The 241-nt window shown below is 54.4% G+C and carries 1 rRNA gene; it reads right to left on the reverse strand.

The window, feature by feature from the left end:
• Positions 1–241, reverse strand: a 16S ribosomal RNA gene (locus ACTHSL_RS14105); the annotation flags it as partial.

Here is a 241-nt window from a genome sequence, read left to right on the forward strand (position 1 = left end):
GTATAAGAGACAGGACTACTCGGGTATCTAATCCTGTTTGCTCCCCACGCTTTCGCGTCTGAGCGTCAGTTGCGAGCCAGGAAGTCGCCTTCGCCTCCGATGTTCCTCCTGATATCTACGGATTTCACCCCTACACCAGGAATTCCACTTCCCCCTCTCGCACTCTAGCCGAACAGTATCCAATGCACTTCCGGGGTTAAGCCCCGGGCTTTCACATCAGACTTATTTGGCCGCCTACACG

Source organism: Neisseria sp. P0008.S010, assembly GCF_051962715.1.
Classification (GTDB): domain Bacteria; phylum Pseudomonadota; class Gammaproteobacteria; order Burkholderiales; family Neisseriaceae; genus Neisseria; species Neisseria elongata.